This window comes from Flavobacterium sp., assembly GCF_028689845.1.
GTDB lineage: Bacteria > Bacteroidota > Bacteroidia > Flavobacteriales > Flavobacteriaceae > Flavobacterium.
Genome location: NZ_JAQVCH010000044.1, coordinates 1 through 15,731, shown reverse-complemented (window position 1 = coordinate 15,731; position 15,731 = coordinate 1). Strand labels below are relative to the sequence as shown.

General features: G+C 32.3%; 13 protein-coding genes and 2 pseudogenes. 9 read left to right on the top strand and 6 right to left on the bottom strand.

Annotated features, from left to right (window positions below; all coding sequences use genetic code 11):
* The 4 genes and pseudogenes from PHR76_RS12380 to PHR76_RS12365 form a co-directional block, all read left to right on the top strand.
* Positions 1-445: hypothetical protein (locus PHR76_RS12380; RefSeq protein WP_300063211.1), on the top strand; the 445-nt coding region annotated here is incomplete at its 5' end.
* Positions 446-587: 142 nt separating this feature from the next.
* Positions 588-2,096, top strand: coding sequence for a T9SS type A sorting domain-containing protein (locus tag PHR76_RS12375; protein WP_300063207.1), 1,509 nt, complete (start codon positions 588-590; stop codon positions 2,094-2,096).
* Between the two features lie 215 nt (positions 2,097-2,311).
* Positions 2,312-2,482: pseudogene (locus PHR76_RS12370) on the top strand (pyridoxal phosphate-dependent aminotransferase family protein); the annotation flags it as partial.
* A 330-nt stretch (positions 2,483-2,812) separates the two neighbouring features.
* A complete protein-coding gene (locus PHR76_RS12365) occupies positions 2,813-3,592 on the top strand; it encodes a T9SS type A sorting domain-containing protein (protein ID WP_300063204.1) in 780 nt (259 codons plus the stop codon).
* Positions 3,593-3,772: 180 nt separating this feature from the next.
* Here PHR76_RS12365 and PHR76_RS12360 read toward each other — a convergent pair whose 3' ends face one another.
* Both PHR76_RS12360 and PHR76_RS12355 read right to left on the bottom strand, forming a co-directional pair.
* Positions 3,773-4,891: a GTP cyclohydrolase gene (locus tag PHR76_RS12360; protein WP_300063201.1), complete on the bottom strand. Its 1,119-nt coding sequence runs from the start codon at positions 4,889-4,891 to the stop codon at positions 3,773-3,775.
* 4 nt (positions 4,892-4,895) lie between these two features.
* Positions 4,896-5,864, bottom strand: coding sequence for a transporter (locus PHR76_RS12355; RefSeq protein ID WP_300063198.1), 969 nt, complete (start codon positions 5,862-5,864; stop codon positions 4,896-4,898).
* A gap of 120 nt (positions 5,865-5,984) precedes the next feature.
* Here PHR76_RS12355 and PHR76_RS12350 point away from each other — a divergent pair, with 120 nt between their 5' ends.
* The 5 genes from PHR76_RS12350 to PHR76_RS12330 are packed head-to-tail and all read left to right on the top strand — an operon-like array spanning position 5,985 to position 11,770.
* A complete protein-coding gene (locus PHR76_RS12350; protein WP_300063195.1) occupies positions 5,985-6,236 on the top strand; it encodes a DUF4834 domain-containing protein in 252 nt (83 codons plus the stop codon).
* 49 nt (positions 6,237-6,285) lie between these two features.
* Positions 6,286-8,730, top strand: coding sequence for a YfhO family protein (locus PHR76_RS12345; RefSeq protein ID WP_300063192.1), 2,445 nt, complete (start codon positions 6,286-6,288; stop codon positions 8,728-8,730).
* Positions 8,731-8,756: 26 nt separating this feature from the next.
* Positions 8,757-8,951, top strand: coding sequence for a hypothetical protein (locus tag PHR76_RS12340; protein WP_300063190.1), 195 nt, complete (start codon positions 8,757-8,759; stop codon positions 8,949-8,951).
* 53 nt (positions 8,952-9,004) lie between these two features.
* Positions 9,005-10,297 carry a glycosyltransferase family 4 protein gene (locus PHR76_RS12335; protein WP_300063188.1) on the top strand — a complete coding sequence of 431 codons (1,293 nt, stop codon included), beginning with the start codon at positions 9,005-9,007 and terminating at the stop codon, positions 10,295-10,297.
* 6 nt (positions 10,298-10,303) lie between these two features.
* On the top strand, positions 10,304-11,770 hold the full coding sequence (locus tag PHR76_RS12330) for an oligosaccharide flippase family protein (protein ID WP_300063186.1): 1,467 nt from the start codon (positions 10,304-10,306) through the stop codon (positions 11,768-11,770).
* 465 nt (positions 11,771-12,235) lie between these two features.
* Here PHR76_RS12330 and PHR76_RS12325 read toward each other — a convergent pair whose 3' ends face one another.
* The 4 genes and pseudogenes from PHR76_RS12325 to PHR76_RS12310 all read right to left on the bottom strand — a co-directional run.
* Positions 12,236-12,862, bottom strand: coding sequence for a hypothetical protein (locus PHR76_RS12325; protein WP_300063184.1), 627 nt, complete (start codon positions 12,860-12,862; stop codon positions 12,236-12,238).
* A gap of 160 nt (positions 12,863-13,022) precedes the next feature.
* A complete protein-coding gene (locus PHR76_RS12320; protein WP_300063182.1) occupies positions 13,023-13,673 on the bottom strand; it encodes a hypothetical protein in 651 nt (216 codons plus the stop codon).
* Positions 13,674-13,695: 22 nt separating this feature from the next.
* On the bottom strand, positions 13,696-14,334 hold the full coding sequence (locus PHR76_RS12315; protein WP_300063180.1) for a hypothetical protein: 639 nt from the start codon (positions 14,332-14,334) through the stop codon (positions 13,696-13,698).
* Between the two features lie 34 nt (positions 14,335-14,368).
* Positions 14,369-15,731: pseudogene (locus PHR76_RS12310) on the bottom strand (ATP-binding cassette domain-containing protein); the annotation flags it as partial.

Sequence of the window (15,731 nt, the reverse complement as noted above, 5' to 3'; positions counted from 1 at the left end):
TGAAATTATTGATGGTATAAAAGTACCCGCAAGAAATTTAGGTATAAATAGTTCTGGAAACTACTTTGAACCTAATCTTGGAAAAAATCATAAATATTTGGGGTACACTAATGGGCTTAAAAGAGATATAAATATAACAAACTTAACAAACAATTTTATTCACCTACAAAGTGCAAAAACAATCTATTTAAGAAATGATTCAGAAATAATTAAATCTATAAACGCCATCTATTCATATAGTGTTGGTGGTGAATACTTATTTATCAGATCAGATCAAGGAACTGTTCACTTACTTGAGAGTGGTAATTTATATCTAGGAAACCGAGGTGTAATAAAACTAAACAATGGAGATATTGCATTATTTATTAAAATAGATGAAGAAATACATACTGACGCAATTTATTATGAAACATATAATTTGATTAATGTTTGGCCAAGGGTTTAATTGATTTTTTTTGCTAACATAGTAAGATTAAAATAAAGAAAACTAAAAATTTAACATAAAATGTATAACAAATGTTTATTTAATTCATAATTTCATTATAAAAAAAATAATTATAAACACTAATTTAAAAAGTATTAATAGTATGAAAAAGGTAATTACAATTTTATTAATTCTGTTAAGCTCAACAGTTTTTTCACAAACTGCTGGCAGTTTAGACCCATCATTTGGTAATGGAGGAATTGTTATTCTAAATGATTATCAATCTACTGGAAATGATCTTGCATTATTGAGTGATGGTAAAATTCTAGTTGTTGGAGAAATTAGTACAGTTTCATTATTAAAGTTTAATTCTGATGGCTCTCAAGATACTAGTTTTATTGCAGCAAATTCAACAATTTACGGAATTGCATCTAGTATGAAAATTCAAGCTGATGGAAAGATTCTAATCACAGGTTACAGAAATTCAGGTAATGGATTTATCATACGATACAACAATGACGGAAGTATAGATTCTAGCTTTGGTATTGCAGGAATAGTCGATGTCACTTTAAAGTATGTTTATAAAATAGAAATCGATACTGTATTAAATAAAATTGTAATTGGTGGTTTGAGTAGAACTGGGACTAGCGATTTTTTTGCATTAGCAAGATACAATATGGATGGGAGTATCGACAACACATTTAACGGAATCGGAATAAAAATATTTACCCCAAGTTATTCTTTTCCAAAATTAATGAGTATACAAATAGATTCTTTAAGTAGAATTTCAGCTTGTGGTTTCTATCATTTTGATTCTAATTACTATTCTTCTTTTGCAACAAATAATTGGTTAAGTAGAGTTAATGCAGATGGGACTATGGATACTAATTTTTCAAACGATGGATTACTCACTGTTGACAATGGATCATACTTTAACGAAAAATTCAATGAGTCAAATGCAATGATTTTAAAGTCAGATGGTTCGTTATTGATGGCTGGCACTAAAGGTGTAGACCCATATTTTGGAAGAGATTTTAATTTATACGAGGTTTCATCAGTTGGGACATTAGCACCGAGTATGCCTATAAACTATGGCTTTACAAACAATAAATCAGACATTGCTTCTAGCATTGCAAAAGACAATAATGGTAAATTTATTTTAGCTGGTAAAACTGGAAATGGTGTATATCAAAATAGTTTTGCAGTTTTAAGACTTAATCAAGACTACACATCAGACACCTCATTTGGTGTGAATGGTAGAGTAGAAACGTTTTCGCAAGATAATGACAACAAAATAAATAATATAGCCATTCAAACTGACAATAAAATTCTTGCCATAGGCAATATTAGATTAGGAACAGACCTTTCTTTTCCAACTAAACTTTGCCTAGTTCGTTATCTTGGTTCCGATTCACTTGGTACAAATGAATTTGAAAATAATAATGGAATTCAAATTTTTCCAAATCCAGTATCAAAAAATTTGAATCTTTCTTTTAATACATTACCATCTTTAAAAAGTATTTTTCAAATTACTGATATAAATGGCAGGGTTATTCTAACTGGTAATATTGAAAATGACACAATGCAAATAAATGTAGAAAGTTTATCAAAAGGAATTTATTTCTTAAAAATAAATAACAATATAAAAACAAAAAAAATTATTAAAAATTAAGAAATTTTTAATGTTTGGGAATTTCAAAGAATTAGAAAATAAGATTTAAATAAATACTGAATTAAAAATAGAATCTACAAAAACGAACGCACAACAGCCGTTTCAAGAAATGGCGAAAAATGTGCAAAATTCACATTTTTCTTTTGCAAGAATTTTTATCTTAGTGAAAAATATGCCGTTACGAAGTTCGCCACTTCATGAAGCGGCGGAACGATATTTATCCAGTAATTCCAAAAGGAATTATTTTGTTGCGAATGATTCCAACTTCGTCTCACACTCTAGAAGATATTGAGGTTACTTTAACTGCTTTTGAAGCCATCCGTGAGAAATTAGTAAACGGAACTTATAAAAAGATTGCAGATGCCACTAAAGTGGATGTTTCTTAGTTTAAAAGCAAGTTAAAATAAAGAGTTATAGATTAAACCGCTTCTGAAAAAGGAGCGGTTTTTTACTTAATTGTAAAAGCTGAACTGGTTTTAGTTTCTCCTTACATTTTGTTATTTTGATGTAAGAGTAAAAAATCTTCACTATTTAAAGGTTTATTACGTTCATTTTTTAAATATTCTAAATTGAATATTTGAAATATTTTTAAGAAATGAAAAAAAAGATATTACATTTGACGCATAATTTTCGGCAGATAATTAGGAAACTGTTTGACGCAAAGAATAAAAAACTAAAAGTGCACTGTCAGCACTCTAATTATTAACGGTATTAAAATGAAAACAAAATTCAAATACTTTTTAGCCTTACTCGTAATGGGATTCTCGTTTGTAGCACAAACTCAAACCCTTGATCAGACTCAATTGGTTTATCAAGGTGCACATAGTGCTCGTAACTTGCCTGGATTTAGTACATGGCAATCTTTTACGGCAGGTATAACGGGAACACTCTCTCAGATTGATAATGGATTTGCGAGTACAATGAATGGAACAGCAACTTTGAATATGTATAATGGAACAGGGTTAGAAGGTACATTATTGCATTCTCAAGAGGTAACTATTTCTGGAACAAATAATTTTTGGCAAACTTTTACTATTTCATCACCCGTAGCGGTGGTTGCTGAGCAAGTTTATACCTTTGAGTTAATTCCGACACAAGGCGGAGGTTTGCCCGATCCCTTTGGTATACAAATTGGAGGTCCTGAAGATACCTATCCACGTGGACGATCCTCTTTTAGTCCAACGTGGGATTATGTTTTTAGAACATTTGTTACGGAATCACTTGGTATTGAAAATTATTCAACCAATCATGAATATATAAAAATTTATCCCAATCCTTTTTCCACCCAAACAACATTAGAAATCGTTAATCATTCCAAAAATGCAATGCTTACGCTTTACAATGCAATAGGTCAAAAAGTTATACAAATGGATAACCTTAACGGAGATAGAATCACTATTAACCGGGATAATTTACCAAGCGGATTATACTTTGTTCACCTTTCAGCAAATAACAAAACGCTTTCGGTAAATAAATTAATCATTACTGAAAATTAATTACAGATTTGAGTTTTAATTTTGGGATGACTATTTGTTTCGCTAATGAAGTCTCCACTTTTAACCGCTCTGCAAATTCTCCTGACTTCGTAGCCACATTAAAATTCAAATTTCAATAAAAACTTGAAACTAAAATATCTAAAAAATCTAAAAAATCTGCGATAATCAATTAATCACTAACTACAATTCCAACCGATACGTTCTTCGTTTTCTATCCACTTTTGCATCAAAGTTTTTCCATAGATTATGAATCGCGTTATTTTCTTCCAGTTCAGGTGTTCGATTGCATTGTGTAATCCCTTTTTCTTTAAAAACACGGTAATATTCTCTAAAAACAATCGCGGTAACACCTTTATTTTGATATTCTGGGTCAATGCCAATCAAATAAAATAAAACTTCTTTACTGTGTTTTTTGGCTTTAAGCATGTGGTAAAATCCAAACGGAAATAATTTACCATTGGCTTTTTGCAAGGCTTCCGAAAAACTAGGCATTACGATGCTAAAAGAAACCATTTTATCATTTTTATCCATAATAAATAAAATATATTCTGGATTGATAAAGGGAATATATTTCTTTTTAAAATATTCTTTTTGACGGTCAGAAACTGCTACGAACGAGGCTAATTTGGCATAACTTTCGTTGAACAAATCAAACATTTTATCTACATACGGAATAATATCTTTGGTTTTCGTAAAAGTGATTGTCTTCAGTTGGTATCTTTTTTCAATCAATTCGCTCGCTTTCATAAACGTATCCGGATTGACATTCGCAAAGGAAAAAACACTTTCAAAATATTCTTTTTCACGAACATAGCCCAATTGCTCTAAATGATCTTTGTAATACGGATGATTATACCAGGTAATCATTGACCCCATTCGGTTGAAACCTTCGGTTAAAACGCCTACTTTATCTAGATTTGAAAAGCCCATTGGACCTTCTACATAAGTTAAATTGTTTTTCCGACCCAATTCATATACTTTTTCTAAAAGAGCTTTGGTCACTTCAATATCATCAATCATATCCCACCAACCAAACCGTACTTTTCGTTTTTGCTGGTTATTGACTTCTTCCCAATTGATGATAGCAGCAATTCTTCCCACTGGTTTTTCATCGCGATAAGCCAAATAAAAATACGCTTCGGCATTTTCAAAGGCTGGATTTTCTTCTTTATTAAACGTATCTAATTCATCATTTATTAAAGGCGGAACCCAATACGGATGATTTTTATATAATGAAAAAGGAAATTTAATAAAATTGGTTATCTCTTTTTTTGTTATAGCTTCTCGAATTGTTATCATAAGTTTATCCTTCTACTTCGTCTAAACGTTTTTTACTTTCTTTCTTTTCCTTCTTGTCTTTTTTCTTCTTTTTGCCTGATCTTTTGTCTTTGCCATCGCCAATTTCAATTTTAATTGGCTCATATTTCTCATCAATTCGCCATGAAATTCCAACGGAAGCACTAAACAGTGAAGGTGTATCTTTAAAATTGGTGCTAACTGAAGCATCGATTTGCAAATCGGAACTAATTAAATAGGCAGCTCCTCCGCGAAGGAAGGAATCAGTATAATAATCGCTATCAAAGCCTTGATTTTCAATAAAACCAGACCATTTTTCATTAAATCCTCGCGTTAGTGTTACTACATATCCTAAGGATTTATAATCGCTTGTAAATTTATCATAATAAATATTGGTCATAAATACCCAACTGGTTCCAAAATGATTTTGAGCAATCACCATTATTTTTGGACTAACTGTGGGCTCGTTAGGATAGGCATAATCTTCATTGGCGACACTAAAATTGGCTCCGGCATAAACCGCTACTGCTGGAATAAATTGCTTCCAATTAAATTTATGGTTCGCTTTCCAACTGTAAATATTGGGTTTGTCATCTACATTCTTAAAAGGATCATATAGCAAATATTTGGCTCCAACCAACAACGTTTGAAAGCCACTTCTACTTTGGTCTACCAAAGGTGCTTGATATTGGTCAAATTGATATGTAAAACTGGTAATAACCTCCAATTCTTCTTTAAAAAAACCGTAACGTAAGTCTAAATCAACGCCAAATCCATTGGCTTCATAACGAGCGGGTTGGTGTTCTTCAGAAAATCCATAAATACCCGATTCCAATTGAAAAATGGTTTTTCCAACTGCAAAAGCACCCATCGAATTACCGGGTCGGTTAGAATTTATCATGTCGGTATATTGTGCGTAAGCAAATCCACCAACAAAATTTAAGAGCAGTAAAAGGAGAAGTTTTGAGTTTTTCATAATAAAATGGACTAGGAGAATACTTATTTTGTCCAAAAATAAGACTTTTTATTATTTATTTAAGATTGTAAGTTTATTTTTGAATGCCGTATTTCTTATTTTTACCGAAAATATTGAATTATGCAGACAGCCTCTTTTGTCGGTTTTTTTAGAACGATACTAATTATCATACTCATTTATTATGTGTTGAAGTTTTTAGCACGTTTGATAATGCCTTTATTGTTGCGTAAAATGGTTCAAAAAGCAGAAGAAAGTTTTAAGCAACAAGCGAATCAACAACAAGAACCTTCTGCAACTTCTAAAACTACTTTTCAAAATCCGAAACCAAAAAAAGAAGTAGGCGAATACATCGATTATGAAGAAGTTGATTAACTTCGCTTTTTATCGTTAAATTTATTTTTCTGATTATTTAAAACATACCATGAACTACTTCAAGAAATTGGCTCCGCATTTACTTGCATTTGTTGGATTTATAATTATATCCTTATTTTATTTCTATCCTGTATTGCAAGGAAAACAGATTTCGCAATCGGATATTGTGCAATATACCGGAATGGCTAAAGAACAAAACGATTTTCGAGCAGAAACTAGCGAAGAACCTTTTTGGACAAACAGTGCTTTTGGCGGAATGCCAACCTACCAATTGGGAGCAAATTATCCTCACAATTATGTAAAATCAGTAGATAGCGTATTGCGATTTCTTCCACGTCCAGCCGATTATTTATTCTTATATTTCCTCGGTTTTTATATTTTATTAACCGTTTTAAAAATAGATCCTCTTAAAGCTTTTTTTGGAGCTTTGGCTTTCGGATTTTCCACCTATTTGATTATTATTTTGGGCGTTGGACACAATGCAAAAGCACATGCCATTGCCTATATGCCAATGATCATTGCAGGGGTTTTATTAGTTTTTCAAAAACGATTTATTGTCGGTGGATTACTCACCATGATTGCAGCCGCTCTTGAAATTCAAGCCAATCATTTTCAAATGACGTATTATTTGTTGTTGTTATTGTTAATTATTACGGGCTATTATAGTTACCAATTTGTCAAAGCAAAAGAGTTTAAAAATTTATCAATTTCTTTTGGCGTTTTTGCCATTGCAGGAATTTTTGCTTTGGGAGCGAATGCTACGAATTTAATGGCCACGATGGAGTATACCGAGTTTAGTACCAGAGGAAAAAACGAGTTAACCATCGGTTTAGAAGGTGAAAAATTAGAAACTAAATCGGGAATGAGCTATGAATACATCACCGAATACAGTTACGGCATTGCCGAAAGTTTAAACCTGATTGCCCCACGATTATTTGGCGGAGGAAATGCTGAAAAATTAGGAGAAGACAGTCACTTATATGAAATGATTTTAGGCATCGGAGCGTCACCAGAAGAAGCGAAAGATTTTGCAGACCATGCTCCAACTTATTGGGGAGATCAACCAATAGTTGCCGCTCCAGCTTATATTGGGGCAATTATCTTTTTTCTTTTTGTACTGGCTTTATTTACAGAAAAACGAAAAATAAAATATGTCTTTTTAATCGGAGCTATTTTTTCACTAGTACTTTCTTGGGGAAAGAATTTCTCTCTAGTCACCGATTTTTTTATTGCTTATTTTCCATTATATAATAAATTTAGAGCGGTTTCGTCAATTCAAGTTATTTTAGAAGTTTGTATTCCCGTTTTAGCCCTATTGGGATTATATTCGTTCTTTAAACTTGACAAAAACGAACAATGGAAAGCCCTTTGGAAGTCCTTTGCTATTTGCGGAGGAATGTTGGTTTTACTACTACTCAGTAGTGGATTATTTTCATTTAAAGGAGGAAATGATGGGTATTATATTCAAGCTTATGGTGAAATGGGACAACCTTTTGTAGAGGCTTTGCGAGCAGATAGAAAGGCACTTTTTACGTCTGATTTGCTTCGTTCACTCGGATTAATAAGTGTTATCGGATTACTTCTTTATCTCTATATAAAAGATAAAATAGCACATACAATTACTGTTGTTTTAGTGGGTTCATTGATGGTATTGGATTTAGTCATAATTGATAAAAATTATGTAAATGCTTCTGATTTTGTGAGTGCAAGAGAAGTGAATGTGCCGTTCCAACCAACCCAAGCCGATTTAAAAATCTTAGAAGATACCGACCCTAACTTTAGAGTTTTTGAACCAAGTCAAGGAATGTCAAGTGGTCGAACCTCTTATTTTCACAAAGCAATTGGTGGTTATAGTGCGGTAAAACCACAACGAATGCAACAATTATATGATTATCAAATTGCTCAAAATAATGTGCAAGTCCTTAATATGTTGAATGTAAAATATGTCATTCAAAATTCTGAAGAAGGGGAACCGTTGCCATTGCAAAATCCAAATGCCAATGGAAATGCTTGGTTTGTAAACGAACTCAAATTTGTGAATTCTGCAGACGAAGAAATGACTGCTTTAGACAGTTTGAATACCAGACAAACGGCAATAATTAATAAAAAAGAATTCGGTACTTATTTTACAGAAAACACGGCAAAAAGCTTTGTAAACGATTCATTAGCCTCTATCAAATTAATTGCATATGAACCGAATTATTTAAAATATACATCCACCAATGCTAACGACGGAATAGTTGTCTTTTCTGAAATCTATTATAAAAATGGATGGATTGCTACCATTGACGGAAAAGAAGTTCCCATTTTTAGAGCAAATTATGTGCTTAGAGGTTTGAAAATTCCTGCAGGAAAACATACTATTGAGTTTACATTTGAACCACAAGTTGTAAAAACAGGAAGTTCGATTGCGTTGTTTAGTTCCATCGGAATGTTGTTGCTGTTAATTGGAGGAATTTATTGGAGCAGAAGGAAAGAGGAAACAATAAAGTAATTGGCTTTCAAATAAATAAAAAAAGCATGAAAGAATTCGATAATCTTAACGAAAAGAGTAAAGAAAAAGAATCAAAAAGAATAGCTGAAATAAAGCAGCTATCGTATGCTTTAAAAAATGCAACTAAAAGAACTAAGTGTTCCAAAAATGCTACAAATAGATTAAAAGATCAATTAGATTTGAAAGAATTAAATAAAATCAACAATCCAAATAATGAGTAAAGTTATTTAAGTGCAGAATTCAAACTTACAACCCACAACTTAAAACAAGAAACTTGAAACCAAGCAACAAAATACTCATCATCACTTATTATTGGCCTCCTGCGGGTGGGCCAGGTGTGCAGCGTTGGTTAAAGTTTGTCAAATATTTACCTGATTTTGGTTATGAACCCCATGTTTATATTCCTCAAAATCCAACCTATCCTATTTTAGATGAAAAGTTAAAGGCAGAAGTCTCTTCAAAAGCCATTATTATTTCTACTAAAATCAAAGAGCCTTATGGAATGGCTTCTTTGTTTTCTAAAAAAGATACTCAAAAAATAAGTGCCGGAATCATTCCAAGTAAGAAACAGCAATCACTCTTGGCCAAATTATTGTTGTGGATTCGCGGTAATTTTTTCATTCCAGATGCACGTGTTTCTTGGGTTAAACCTTCTGTTTTATATTTAAAAAAATACATTCAAGAAAATCAGATTGAAACCATCATCACTTCTGGACCTCCACACAGTTTGCATTTAATTGGTTTAGAATTAAAACAAGAACTAGGTTTAGAATGGATAGCCGATTTTCGTGATCCGTGGACTACAATTGGTTACCATAAAGAATTAATGTTAACTTCTCGGGCAACTCATAAACACCTAGAATTAGAACGAAAAGTCTTGCAAGCTGCCTCAAAAATTATCGTGACAAGTCCGACAACTAAACGGGACTTTGAAAAAATAACTTCCAAACCAATTGCAGTAATTACGAATGGTTATGACGTGGAAAACATTCCTAAAACACCGTTGGATGAAAAATTTACATTGGCACATATCGGTTCTTTTTTATCTGAAAGGAATCCGCGAATTTTATGGAAAGCGTTGAAAGAATTAATCAAAGAAAATAAGGACTTTGCAACCGATTTTCAATTAAAATTAATCGGAAAAGTGAGTCAAGAGGTATTAGAGACCATCGAGGAGTTTAAACTCAGTTCCTATGTCAATAATTTAGGCTATTTGTCTCATTTAGAGGCGGTCACTCATCAACGAAAATCACAACTAGTCTTGTTGATTGAAATTGATTCAGAAGAAACACGTGGCATTATTCCAGGAAAACTTTTTGAATACCTGGTTTCAGACAGACCCATTATTGCTCTCGGTCCGATGGGCTCTGACTTTGAAGAAATTATAAAAGCAACCAATACCGGAACTTTTTTTGCATACGATGAAAAAAATCGTTTAAAGGAAACAATTTTTGAACATTATTTACTGTTCAAAGAGCAAGATTTAAAAGTTTATCCTATTGGTTTACAGCAGTATAGTCGAAAAAATTTAACAAAACAATTGGTAGATTATCTCCAAAAAGACTAACCAATTATGGGAATCGTACTCAACCAATCGATAAAAAACACCGTGATTACCTTTATTGGATTTGCGATTGGAGCGGCGAATGCGTTGTTTATGTACACCCATTTTTTAGGCGAAGATTATTATGGTCTAACCGCTTTTTTGCTTTCTACCGCAAATATTATGATGCCTTTAATGGCTTTTGGAATCCAAAATACCTTAGTCCGATTTTATGCCGAACACCAAACAGAAGAAGATAAATCCCGTTTTCTGAATTTGGTTTTAGTTTTACCTTTATTACTCATAATTCCCATTTTTTTGGTTTTACTTTTCTTTTACCATGAAATCGCAAGTTTAGTATCGGTCGAAAATCCAATTATCTATTCCTATGTATGGATAATTCCGCTCATCGCTTTATTTATGGGCTATTTTGAAATATTTTATGCTTGGGTAAAAGTGCATCTAAAATCGGTTTTTGGAAACTTCATCAAAGAAGTTTTGTTGCGGGTTTTTATTTCACTTTTTCTTTTTGCTGTTTTTTTTGGATGGATTTCAAAAATTCAATTTGTCTATAGTTTAGTACTCATTTATTTTGCGATGATGTTGGTCATGGCATTTGTGGCCTTTAAAATTAGAAAACCAGCCTTTCATTTAAAATTCCCAAAAGAAAAAAAAGAAATCATGATTTATTCCGCTTTCATCATTTTTTCTTCCAGTATTGCGGTGATGTTGTTGGATATAGACAAGTTCATGATCGGGCAATATATTCCTTTAAAAGAAGCCGCTTATTATTCTGTGGCGATTTTTATGGCATTAACCATTTCAGTTCCCATGCGGGCGATGCACCAAATTACGCATCCCATCACCACCGATTTGATGGCTAAGAAAAAGCATGTAGAATTAAATGAATTATATAAAAAAGCTTCGATAACGCTTCAAGTGGTTGGTGGTTTAATTATGTTGGGAATTTTAACGAATATTCACCAAATCTATGCCTTATTGCCCGAAAAATATAGCGGTGGAGTAGTGGTCGTCTTTATTATTTCGCTATCCAAATTTTTCGATTTGATGTTAGGGAACAATAATTCCATTATTTTCAATTCAAAATATTACCGAACCGTTTTGTTGTTGGGATTGTGTTTAGTCGTATTAACCGTTTCTTTAAACATGTATTTCATTCCGAATTTCGGAATTGAAGGAGCAGCAATTGCGACCTTAATTTCCATTGGATTATATAGCTTAGCTAAACTGTTATTTGTGGTTTTCAAAATGGATTTATTTCCATTTACTTCAAAAACGCTTGTTTCTCTAGGAATTATCATTTCTACCTTTTTCCTTTTTTACTTTTGGGATTTTCCATTTCACCCGTTTTTAAACATTCTTTTAAAATCAGTTTTAGTGGCTGTTTTTTATGTTTTTATAAATTATAAATTAGTCATTTCATCCGATATTAATCAAGGTATTGATTCGTTAATAAAGAAATTAAAACGGAATTAGTAGTTTAAGAATCTACAACGCAAACAAAATGTCATCCCTAACGGGATTATTCTATTATAATTAGGGTAATCACCTGTTTATAAACATCATCATTGATTATCCAACTTAACTTATGTTCATACGCTTTAATTAAATTCTGCTAATTTTAAATTAGAGATTCATAATAACGTTTATAATTTTAGAATAAGGTTAACAATCATATTTTAATTTTTTTTTTACCTATTTTGCTATTAACAAGCATATTTTTTTATAGAATAATCGAAATAATTATGTTGCTTACTTGACAAAAAAGTTATTATCAAACTAATCCCATTAACTACCCAAAAAAGCGATTGAAAAAGTTGTAGTTTAAAGGGGATTTCTAAAAGCCTAACTTACTCCAAACAAAAAGTCCTGCTCATCGGGGATTTTGCAGGACTTTTATCAACTAAACTTAACCAAACTAAACTAACTCACTTTATACTATTATTTTTTGTCTTTTATTGCTGCTTTTGTTCCATCAGTTCGATAGTAATAATACGCATCATCTTGATAGGCATAACCTGAATTGTTGTTATAATACACTGCATTTCCGTAATACGTGTTAGAAGCATATTCATATGAACGGAACTTTCTTTTAACGTCACCAAAAGTGTCTATTAAAAAACCATCTCGGTTATATCTTAGTTCCATTCCACCAATTTGACTTAAAGCAATACGATTGTATCGCATATAAACGGTTCCTATTCGGCTCACGCGGTTTTGATAATCATAATTGATGAATACGTTTCCAATTCGTCGAACTCTTCCAAAGCTATCATGCTCAATTCGAACACCGTAGTTTCCAAATGCACTCGTTCCTCGAGCGGTTGCTCCACGTTTATAATAAAAATCACCTTGACTATCTTGTGGACGAGTGTTGAAATCAAAATCTCCATTTAAGAATACAAAGAATTCAATGTCTCGTTCCATAAACACAATTGGTTCAGCGTCCATAAAATGAACTAGGGTACGATTTCTTCTCTCGGTATCAGTGTCTCTCTCTGTTGCTGATGCAAAAGCTAAACTTCCAATAAGCAAGTTAGCGGCTACTAAAAGGGTAATTTTTTTCATGACACATAAATTTAAACTTGATAACCTGAACTCGTTTCAGATTCTTGTTTAGTTATTTTCAATAGTTGTGCCAGAAAATTTAAAAGCGGTGTGAATGAGTTGTTAACGATAATTAACTACTTGTAAATCAGTATTTATTTGAGATAAATTGGAATATGATTTATTTTAGAATGGTTGGGTCAACAACTAATTCAAATTGTATTTTTTCAGAGTAAAGTAGTTTTGCATGTGGCTTTTTCTTCTTTTTGGTAGAATTAATTGCTTCAACCACAAGTCCATTCTCAGTATAATTAAGCTCTTTTCGTTCAGACAATCCATGAAATGTTGCCATTCTAAAATTGGGAAAATAGTTGGCATCAGCTGGCACAACTTTTAGTTCAAGAGAATAATGTACTTTCTTTCTCTTTTGATTAGTATATAATTGAAGCAACACCGTTTTAGATAATGAATCTGTTTTTATAGTTTTAAAATCGTAATAAATTGGTTCTTTCTTATAAAATTTGTTTTCTACTTTTTTTTCTGAATTGATATAATCAAAAAGTAGTACTTCACCCTCTTTAGTGATTTCTCTTTTTACATTAAAAAAATGATTTTGCATATGTTCAATATCCACCAGCTTTGCAGTTCGTTGTCCTTCATCGGTATAAAAATATAAAAACAGGTTTGGATTGTCCGTATTGCTATACGATACTCTTTCATATTTTACCTTGTTAAAATAATATTCATAATGCGTTGCAAAATCAAATGTAAACCGCTGCGAAAAAACAACCGAGGAATAGAAAATAAACAATAGGAAGATTACGTTTTTCATTGAATGTAAACTTAATTATATTTTAATTCGGCACAATTAATTCAAGCTCAACTTCCTCTGAATGAACTAATTTAGAGGGATAAACCCGTTCACCATTTCTAATTTGTACCGATTCAACCACCAAACCATTTTCAAAAATATCTAGTTCTTTTATTTTTTCCCACGGATGTAGAGCAGCAACCCTAAAGTTTGGAAAATAATTTGCTTCGCTTTTTTGTATTTTGATTTCGGTCAAGTAAGTATTTATTTGACCATTAAAATCACGAGTAACTTTCAATAAAACCGTTTTAAAAACAGAATTATTTTCCAATTCGGTAAACTCATATTTATCGTTTTTGCTATTTTCAAAATAGCTTGATTTAATTTTCGAACTTTTTTTATATTTAAAAGCATACATTATTTTGCCATTTTCTTTACTCGAGGTCACCTTAAATTCATGTATTTTCTTATATTCTAAATCATAAAGAAAACCTGATCTCTTATTTCCATTTTGATAAATTAAAAATAAATGATTCGAGTTTTTAGAGTTGGAATAAGTTGTTGTCGTTCTATCATTATCGGGTAATGTTGTGACATATTCCGTTACAAAATCAAATTCAAACTTTTGAGAGAAAGTGATAGTGGTAAGTAAGAAAAGAATAAGACAAAAATACTTCTTCATAAATCAAAAAATTAGAACAATAAAACTAAGTAAATTATCTCAACTTTTCTTTTAAATAGTGTCCAGTAATCGATTTAGGGTTTTTTGCAATTTCTTCGGGAGTACCAAAAGCCATTAATTTTCCGCCATTCTCGCCACCTTCTGGACCAATATCAATAATATAATCTGCACATTTAATTAAATCTAAGTTGTGTTCAATCACCACAATCGAATGTCCTTTTTGAATCAATGCTTCAAACGAAGCCAATAATTTTTTAATATCATGAAAATGTAAGCCCGTGGTCGGTTCATCAAAAACAAACAAGGCTTTTTCTTTGGTTGTTCCTTTTACTAGGAAGGAAGCGAGTTTAATCCGTTGGGCTTCTCCGCCTGAAAGTGTAGAAGACGATTGTCCTAATTGCACATAACCCAATCCAACATCTTGGAGCGGCTGTAATTTTTGTGAAATTTTCGTTTGATTGTGTTCTTTAAAAAAGCTCAAAGCGTCATCAATCGTCATCGTTAAGATGTTATCAATATTTTTACCCTCAAATTGCACTTCTAAAATTTCCTTTTTAAAACGTTTGCCGTTACAGGTTTCACATTCCAAATGAACATCGGCCATGAATTGCATTTCAATCGTTACTTCGCCATCGCCTTTGCAGGTTTCACAACGACCGCCATCCACATTAAACGAAAAATGCTTCGGTAAATAACCTCGAATCTTTGAAAGCGTTTGTTTGGTAAATAATTCGCGAATATCATCATAGGCCTTAATATACGTCACCGGATTAGAACGAGAACTTCTTCCAATCGGGTTTTGGTCGATGTATTCAATATGTTTCAAATGGTCAAAAGTTCCCCGTAATTCAGTAAACTGTCCCGCTTTTTCACCCATTCCCTGCAATTTTTTCTGTAAAGCTGGGAATAATATTTTCTTAACCAACGTACTTTTTCCGCTTCCAGAAACGCCAGTTATAACGGTTAAACAATCTAACGGAAAGATAACATCAATATTTTTCAAGTTATTTTCACGAGCACCAATCACTTCAATATGGTTTTTATAAATTCTTCTTTTTTTAGGAACTTCAATTTCTAATTCGCCATTTAAGTATTTTGCGGTAAGGGAATCGGCTTTTAAGATTTCTGCAAAATTGCCTTCGGCTACTAAATAACCGCCTAAGGTTCCAGCTTCTGGCCCTATGTCGATAATTCGGTCGGCAGCTTTCATAATGTCTTCATCGTGTTCCACCACAATAACCGTATTGCCTAAATTTCGAAGATTTTTTAAAACTTCTATCAAGCGTTCGATATCTTTTGGATGTAATCCAATACTGGGTTCGTCTAAAATGTACATCGATCCAACCAAACTGCTTCCCAACGAAGTGGCTAAATTTATGCGTTGTGATTCCCCCCCC

What these genes read in the sequence shown, in the direction of transcription:
- PHR76_RS12375 (WP_300063207.1), top strand. Translation starts at nt 588, where the DNA reads ATGAAAAAGGTAATTACAATTTTATTAATTCTGTTAAGCTCAACAGTT.
- PHR76_RS12365 (WP_300063204.1), top strand. Translation starts at nt 2,813, where the DNA reads ATGAAAACAAAATTCAAATACTTTTTAGCCTTACTCGTAATGGGATTC.
- PHR76_RS12360 (WP_300063201.1), bottom strand. Translation starts at nt 4,891, where the DNA reads ATGATAACAATTCGAGAAGCTATAACAAAAAAAGAGATAACCAATTTT.
- PHR76_RS12355 (WP_300063198.1), bottom strand. Translation starts at nt 5,864, where the DNA reads ATGAAAAACTCAAAACTTCTCCTTTTACTGCTCTTAAATTTTGTTGGT.
- PHR76_RS12350 (WP_300063195.1), top strand. Translation starts at nt 5,985, where the DNA reads ATGCAGACAGCCTCTTTTGTCGGTTTTTTTAGAACGATACTAATTATC.
- PHR76_RS12345 (WP_300063192.1), top strand. Translation starts at nt 6,286, where the DNA reads ATGAACTACTTCAAGAAATTGGCTCCGCATTTACTTGCATTTGTTGGA.
- PHR76_RS12340 (WP_300063190.1), top strand. Translation starts at nt 8,757, where the DNA reads ATGAAAGAATTCGATAATCTTAACGAAAAGAGTAAAGAAAAAGAATCA.
- PHR76_RS12330 (WP_300063186.1), top strand. Translation starts at nt 10,304, where the DNA reads ATGGGAATCGTACTCAACCAATCGATAAAAAACACCGTGATTACCTTT.
- PHR76_RS12325 (WP_300063184.1), bottom strand. Translation starts at nt 12,862, where the DNA reads ATGAAAAAAATTACCCTTTTAGTAGCCGCTAACTTGCTTATTGGAAGT.
- PHR76_RS12320 (WP_300063182.1), bottom strand. Translation starts at nt 13,673, where the DNA reads ATGAAAAACGTAATCTTCCTATTGTTTATTTTCTATTCCTCGGTTGTT.
- PHR76_RS12315 (WP_300063180.1), bottom strand. Translation starts at nt 14,334, where the DNA reads ATGAAGAAGTATTTTTGTCTTATTCTTTTCTTACTTACCACTATCACT.